The organism is Pseudomonas sp. C6002 (assembly GCF_013385805.1).
In the GTDB taxonomy this organism is placed as follows: domain Bacteria; phylum Pseudomonadota; class Gammaproteobacteria; order Pseudomonadales; family Pseudomonadaceae; genus Aquipseudomonas.
Map to the genome: position 1 here is coordinate 130,111 of NZ_JACAPH010000045.1, position 6,586 is coordinate 136,696.

The window sequence follows — 6,586 nt, forward strand, 5'->3', positions numbered from 1 at the left end:
TCACATGAAGACCATCATGCGTTCAAAACACCTGTGCCTGTCCCTGACGTCGCTGTGCCTGCTGGCCAGCGCCGACACCCTGCTGGCCGACGACTGGGAATACACCCTCAAAGCCGGCGTGGCCAACCTGCCCCGCTACAGCGGCAGCGACGAGCGAGTCACCGCGCCGGTGCTGGGGGCGGCCATCGTCAGCCCGTGGGGGATTTTCCTCGACACCGACAAGGGCCTGGGCTGGGGTTATGACGGCGGCGGTGCGAGCTTCAGCGCCTACGTCGGCGCCAGCGGCTCACGCAAGGACGAAAGCAAGACCGGGCGCCCGGGCTCGAAGAAACTCAAGGGCATGGGCGAGATCAAGACTCGCGCCCAGGTGGGTGTCAGTGGCAGCTATAACCTGGGCGGGGTGATTCTCGGCGCAACCCTGGAGCATGCGCTTGAGGAGGATGATCACAAGGATTCCGGCAAGGCGTTCACCCACCTGGAGCTGAGCCTGGGCACCAACCTGTACGACGGCGACTACGGTTCGCTGGATGCCAGCCTCAGCAGCCATTTTGGCGACAGCAACTACCTGCAGACCTGGTACGGCGTGACCACCGGCCAGGCCGCACAGAGTCGCTTCAAGGCCTACAAGGCCAGCGGCGGCAACATCAGCAACGGGATGAATCTGGTGTGGAGCTTGCCGATCAGCGAGCACACACAGTTTTCGACGCTGTTGGATGTGCAGTACCTGGCAGACAAGGCCGGGCAAAGCCCGATTGTGGAGAGACGCTTGCAGACGTCGGTGATGGGGATGGTCGAATACACGTTCTAACTTTGGTAATCCAATCAAAATGTGGGAGCGGGCTTGCTCGCGAAGGCGGTGTTTCAGTCAATGTATCCGGCGACTGATTCACCGCCTTCGCGAGCAAGCCCGCTCCCACATTTGATCTCCATGGCTCCTGGATGATTACTCGGCATACGCCCAGGTCATCCGAAACGATGCCCCGCCCCACTCCGAATCCAGCACTTCAACCTGCCCGCCATGCCATTGGCACACCCGCCGCACCAGCGCCAGGCCGAGGCCGAAGCCACCGGTGCGGCGGTCACGGCTGGCGTCCAGGCGCAGGAACGGCTCGAAAATCTTCCCTCGCCCTTCCACCGGCACACCGGGACCGTCGTCATTGACCCGTACTTCATAGCCGGTGCCAAACTTCACCAGCGACACTTCCACACGCCGGTCTGCATAGCGAATTGCATTACGCAACAGGTTGATCACCGCCCGTGCCATAAAGCGCGGCTCGATACGGATGTAATCGACTTCACAGGTGCGCAGCAGCAACTGCACGCCTGCCGCCTCGGCCTCCAGGGCGACGCTGCCGATCACACTGTCGAGCCAGCTGTGGGCCTCGATGCTTTCCCGGGTGATCTGCGTGGCGCCGCGTTCCAGGCTGGCGTAGGTCAACAGTTCCGAGACCATTTCTTCCAGCTCGCCGAGGTCGGCATACATGTCGGCGATCAGTGCGCGGCTCTCCCGTGGATCGGCCTGTTGCCTGAGCTGGTCGAGCTCAAACGACAGCCGCGCAATCGGCGTACGCAGCTCGTGGGACACGGCGTTGGTCAACTCGCGCTGATTGGCGATCAGGCTTTCGATGCGCTCGGCCATCTGGTTGAAGTGCCCCGCCAGCTCGCGCACAGTAGAACGGCGCGGCAGCAGGATGCGCGAGCCGAGATCGTTGTCACCGAAACGTTGCGCGGCCAGGCGGATATGCTCCAGGTCACGCCAATGGGGCCGAACCCAGAAGTACAGGACAATCGCCAGGCACAGGCCGAGGAAGCCATAGGCCCACATGTACAGCCACTTGGGCTCTTCCGGCAGTTTGATTTCCAGCAGTTGGTGGCCGCCGTCGATGTTGGAGATGAACTCCATGAAATCCCCACGCACCACCAACTCGCCACTGGCCAGCAGCTGCTGCTCACGCTCGGTCAGTTTCAGCTTGTCCCGCTGCACCAGCGCCAGGCGCAGCCCATAGTGCGGTTGCAACTCGGCCAGGCGGGCGGCGCGCGCTTCCCCCGTCACCGGCCGCAATTGTTCCACCACCCCATACGCCGGGCCGCGCAGGGCCTCGCGGTTGTAGGTTTCGTTGGCCTCCGGCAACAGCTCATCGAAGGTATAGTTCACCAGCCAGATCGCCCCGGCCAAGCCAATGGCCAGGATGATATACAGACGCAGAAACAGCCTTAACATCTAGACCTCCCAGGCGAACGGATTGAACAGGTAGCCCTTGCCCCAGATGGTCTTGATGCACACCGGTTCCCGGGGGTTGTCATTGAGCTTGCCGCGCAGCTTGCTGATGTACACGTCGACGCTGCGGTTGAGCCCGTCAAAGGCAATACCGCGCATGCGGTTGAGAATGTCATCGCGGGAGAGGATTTTCCCGGCGGCGCTGGCCAGCAACCACAGCAGTTCGAATTCCATGGTGGTCAGGTCGATCTTCTCCCCGCCCAGGCTCACCACCCGGCAACTGCGGTCGATGGCCAGGCGGCCAAACTCAAGGGCGCCGCGCACCGTGGGTTCCGGCGCCTGGCGACGTTGCAGGGCGCGCAGGCGAGCCAGCAGCACAGGCGGCTTGATCGGCTTGATCACATAATCATCGGCGCCGGACTCCAGGCCGAGGATGTGGTCGAGGTCGTCTTCCTTGGCGGTGAGGATCACGATGGGTGTGTCGGACACGTTGCGAATTTCACGGCACACATGCAGCCCGCTCTGGCCGGGCAGCATCAGGTCGAGCACGACGATCTTCGGCTTGAACTCCAGGAACGCCGCCAGCGCCAGATCGCCGCGGTGCACGGCCAGCACCTCGAAGCCATGCTGGGACAGGAAATGGGCGATCAGCCCTGCCAGCTTCTCATCGTCCTCCACGAGCAAGACCTTGCCGAGACCCAAGTTATCCATAAATTTCCAGTGCACGCGCGGATTGAAGTGTGCGCATTATAGGTGGCAAGCCGGCAGACTAAAGCAGCTGGCCATCACTGGCCGACGAAGCTTCATGCTTTTAAGAGTTTTTAACAGTTTCACCGCAGTCTTTAACTCGGTACCGTCCGCCAGATGCGCCCCACACGCTTTTCGGAAGTGTCGCTGATGACAACACCGCAAACACAAGAGAATCATGGCCCTCCACCTACATAGCGGGAGAAAACCATGTTCGTTCGTCACAAATCAGACATAGAAAACACCGCGCACTTTGTCGAATGGGGCGCTGGCACCAGCCATCGGTTGCTGACGGAAAAGGACGGGATGGGTTATACCGTCTGCCACACCGTCGTGCGTGCCGGCACCGAGTCACTGCTGCAATACCGTAATCATCTGGAGGCTTGCTACTGCATCGCCGGTGAGGGTGAAGTCGAAGATATGGACGGTAACGTCTACCCGATCCGCCCCGGTGATATTTATGCGCTGGACCAACACGACTGCCATTATCTAAGAGGCGGAAAGGAGCAGGACCTGGTGCTGGTCAGCGTATTCAACCCGCCGCTCAAGGGCGACGAGCGCCACAATCTCACGGATAAATCCGGCTCCGGCTACTGACGACGATTTGACTCACGGACACGAGCACACCATGCGCAAGGATTACCTGGCTTTCTTCATTTCGTTGTTTCTGTCACGCCTGGCCGACCAGATTCTGTTGTTCATCGTGCCGCTGATCGTGTTCCAGACCACCAACAGCGTGTCCTGGGCGGGCCTGGCGTTTTTTGTCGAATCCTTGCCGCGGTACCTGTCGTTCCCGGTGTGCGGGGCGTTGTGCGACAAATATCCCGCCGTGCGCGTCCTGCATATCAGCCAGGTGTACCGGGCGCTGGCGTGTGTGGCGGCGGTGCTGCTGTATGGAATGTTCGACGGGATTTATTGGATTGTCATGCTTTCGGCGCTGTGCGGCGTGTTGACCACCCAGGGCATCATGGCCCGGGAAGTGCTGCTGCCGCATATCTTCAAGCATTACACCTACGCCAAGACCTTGTCCTACTCGCAGATTGCCGACCAGACCGGGCTGGTGCTGGGCCCACTGGTGGCCGCGCTGATGTTGGGCGTCTGGGCCTGGCACTGGGTCGTGCTGGGGGTTGCCGGGCTGTTCCTGCTGGCGGACCTGGCGATGCGCATCTGGCAACGCCACACCACGGTCAATCTTGAAACCTTCGAGCAGCACAACGACATCTGGCTGCAGCCGTTGCGCGTTGCCTTCGGGCATATCCGCGACCTGCCGGAGCTGAAAAGGATTATCGCCCTGGCGGTGGGTGTGAACCTGATCATCGGCGTCACCCTCGCCACTTCCGCCGCGATGGTCATTGGCCAATACGCCGCCGGCAAGGACACCTACGCCGGGTTGCAGGCGGCCGGCGCGCTGGTGACCATCGCCATCCTGTTTTTCCTGGCGCGCGCTTCCCTGCCGCTCAAGGTGCTGGGCGGTTTGTCGTATTCGATGATTGCCGTGGGAGCGTTGATCACGGCCATCAGCCCGAATGTGTGGGCTTATGCCGTGGGTTTCCTGCTGCTGACCGGTTTCGACAAGATGTTCAACGTGTACATCCGCAGCGTCCGACAACGGGTAATCCCGGCCCGGGACTTTGGCAAGACGGTGGGCGTGCTGACCTTGCTCAACAACCTCTCGCAGCCGCTGGCCGGTTTGCTGATCGCACTGCTGGCGGCGCCGCTGGGGACGCAGGCGGTGATCCTGATACTCGCCGGGATCACCGCGTTGCTCGGTGCAGCGGTTGCGTCAGGCTGGCACGCCGCTGTGAAAGCGGAACTCGACGTCCGGTGACTCGATCAGTTCCTGCTCGGCGGCGCGTACACGGTCGATGACCTGGGCGATGTCCTTGGCGTCGCCGTACTGGTAAGCCAGTTTCAGGTAACCCTGGAAATGCCGGGCCTCGCTTTTAAGCAGGCCGAAATAGAACTTGCCGAGTTCTTCGTCCAAATGCGGCACCAGCGCTTCGAAACGCTCGCAACTGCGGGCTTCGATAAACGCGCCGACCACCAGGGTATCCACCAGTTTGACCGGTTCATGGCTGCGCACCACCTTGCGCAAACCCGAAGCGTAGCGGCCGGCGGACAGCTGGCGCAGCTCGATCTTGCGCTTCTTCATCAGGCGCATGACTTGCTCGTGGTGCACCAGTTCTTCCCGGGCCAGGCGTGACATCAGGTTGATCAGGTCGACGTGGGAATGGTACTTGGCGATCAGGCTCAAGGCGGTGCTGGCGGCCTTGAATTCACAGTTCTTGTGGTCGATCAGCAGGGTTTCCTGGTTGGCCAACGCGGCCTGGACCCAGCCGTCGGGGGTGCGGCAACCGAGGAATTCGTGGATTTCTGGCAGGTTCATCGGGCTCACGGGCAAAGATTCACAAAAGGCCGGCGATTATACCGACCGCGCCGCAGACCGCCAGCTACCGGGCTTGATGTGCATCAACATGACGTGTGCCGGGCAGCAACTATAGTTGTTCCACGCCCACCCTTTTTTGGAGAACCCGACCATGCAAGCCATACGCAGCATCCTGGTGGTCATCGAGCCTGAGCATTCGGAAAGCCTGGCCCTCAAGCGCGCCAAGCTGATTGCCGGCGTCACCGGGGCACATTTGCATTTGTTGGTGTGTGACAAGAAGCACGAGCATTCTGCGATGTTGAGCCTGCTGAAGGCCGGTTTGCAGGAGGATGGCTACAGCGTCACCACCGAACAGGCGTGGAATGACAGCTTGCATGAAACCATCATCGATGTGCAGCAGGCAGAGGGGTGTGGGTTGGTGGTCAAGCAGCATTTCGCTGACAGCCCGCTGAAAAAGGCGCTGTTGACGCCTGCCGACTGGAAGTTGATGCGCTACTGCCCGACTCCGGTGCTGCTGGTGAAGACGTCCAGGCCTTGGGCTGGCGGGGTGATTCTGGCGGCGATTGATGTGGGGAACTCTGATGCGGAGCACCAGGCGCTGCATAACTCGATCATTGATCATGGTTTTGATATCGCGAGTTTGGCGAAGGCGCAGTTGCATGTGATCAGTGCGCATCCGTCGCCGATGCTCTCGGCGGCGGATCCGGTGTTTCAGCTCAAGGAGACGATCGAGGCACGCTATCGTGAGCAGTGCAAGGCGTTCCAGGCGGAGTTTGATATTGACGACACTCATCTGCATATCGAGGAAGGGCCGGCGGATGTGTTGATTCCTCACGCGGCGCACAAGTGGCAGGCGGCGGTGACCATCATTGGTACGGTGGCGCGCACCGGGATTTCCGGGGCGTTGATCGGGAATACGGCGGAGGTGGTGCTGGATGCGGTGGACAGTGATGTGCTGGTGCTTAAGCCGCAGGAGTTGATGGATCATCTGGAAGAGCTGGCTAATGGGTGATGCTTCTTTTTGGGGGCATATCCGTTTTTGGGGGATGGCTTGTATTGGTTCCGCTCTTACAGCGGGTCACTTTTGAAAGGAGCCCAAAAGTAACCAAAAGGCTCTTGCCCCACCACTCGGCACCTCGCCTAGGCTCGGTGTGCCCTCACTCCGGCTTTGGACCGTGGGCCGCCGTCATGGGCCATCCTTGGCCCAGGACGGCTAACCCGGCGTCCTGCCGGGT

The 6,586-nt window shown here is 60.9% G+C and carries 7 protein-coding genes; 4 read left to right on the top strand and 3 right to left on the bottom strand.

The window, feature by feature from the left end; genetic code table 11:
• The first annotated feature begins 4 nt into the window (after positions 1 to 4).
• Positions 5 to 808: a MipA/OmpV family protein gene (locus HX817_RS29375; RefSeq protein WP_087693017.1), complete on the top strand. Its 804-nt coding sequence runs from the start codon at positions 5 to 7 to the stop codon at positions 806 to 808.
• Between the two features lie 135 nt (positions 809 to 943).
• Here HX817_RS29375 and HX817_RS29380 read toward each other — a convergent pair whose 3' ends face one another.
• Both HX817_RS29380 and HX817_RS29385 read right to left on the bottom strand, forming a co-directional pair.
• A complete protein-coding gene (locus HX817_RS29380; protein ID WP_177042139.1) occupies positions 944 to 2,221 on the bottom strand; it encodes an ATP-binding protein in 1,278 nt (425 codons plus the stop codon).
• Positions 2,222 to 2,929, bottom strand: a complete 708-nt coding sequence (locus HX817_RS29385; RefSeq protein ID WP_003217561.1) for a winged helix-turn-helix domain-containing protein — start codon at positions 2,927 to 2,929, stop codon at positions 2,222 to 2,224.
• Between the two features lie 246 nt (positions 2,930 to 3,175).
• On the opposite strand from HX817_RS29385, the gene HX817_RS29390 reads away from it, so the two are divergent.
• Both HX817_RS29390 and HX817_RS29395 read left to right on the top strand, forming a co-directional pair.
• Positions 3,176 to 3,562 (top strand): ectoine synthase, encoded by a 387-nt coding sequence (locus HX817_RS29390; protein ID WP_003217559.1) that lies wholly within the window; start codon positions 3,176 to 3,178, stop codon positions 3,560 to 3,562.
• 31 nt (positions 3,563 to 3,593) lie between these two features.
• Complete coding sequence (locus HX817_RS29395; RefSeq protein WP_087693019.1) at positions 3,594 to 4,793, top strand: MFS transporter; 1,200 nt, start codon at positions 3,594 to 3,596, stop codon at positions 4,791 to 4,793.
• On the opposite strand, the gene HX817_RS29400 is transcribed toward HX817_RS29395, so the two are convergent.
• Positions 4,749 to 5,351, bottom strand: coding sequence for a tRNA-(ms[2]io[6]A)-hydroxylase (locus HX817_RS29400; protein ID WP_177042141.1), 603 nt, complete (start codon positions 5,349 to 5,351; stop codon positions 4,749 to 4,751). The genes HX817_RS29395 and HX817_RS29400 overlap by 45 nt on opposite strands.
• Positions 5,352 to 5,502: 151 nt before the next feature.
• Between HX817_RS29400 and HX817_RS29405 the strand changes: the two genes are divergently transcribed.
• Positions 5,503 to 6,363 carry a universal stress protein gene (locus tag HX817_RS29405; RefSeq protein WP_010171159.1) on the top strand — a complete coding sequence of 287 codons (861 nt, stop codon included), beginning with the start codon at positions 5,503 to 5,505 and terminating at the stop codon, positions 6,361 to 6,363.
• Positions 6,364 to 6,586 lie beyond the last annotated feature (223 nt).

Excerpts from the sequence above, each read along its gene's own strand:
- HX817_RS29385 (WP_003217561.1), bottom strand. The coding sequence starts at position 2,929 with ATGGATAACTTGGGTCTCGGCAAGGTCTTGCTCGTGGAGGACGATGAG.
- HX817_RS29395 (WP_087693019.1), top strand. The coding sequence starts at position 3,594 with ATGCGCAAGGATTACCTGGCTTTCTTCATTTCGTTGTTTCTGTCACGC.
- HX817_RS29390 (WP_003217559.1), top strand. The coding sequence starts at position 3,176 with ATGTTCGTTCGTCACAAATCAGACATAGAAAACACCGCGCACTTTGTC.
- HX817_RS29405 (WP_010171159.1), top strand. The coding sequence starts at position 5,503 with ATGCAAGCCATACGCAGCATCCTGGTGGTCATCGAGCCTGAGCATTCG.
- HX817_RS29375 (WP_087693017.1), top strand. The coding sequence starts at position 5 with ATGAAGACCATCATGCGTTCAAAACACCTGTGCCTGTCCCTGACGTCG.
- HX817_RS29400 (WP_177042141.1), bottom strand. The coding sequence starts at position 5,351 with ATGAACCTGCCAGAAATCCACGAATTCCTCGGTTGCCGCACCCCCGAC.
- HX817_RS29380 (WP_177042139.1), bottom strand. The coding sequence starts at position 2,221 with ATGTTAAGGCTGTTTCTGCGTCTGTATATCATCCTGGCCATTGGCTTG.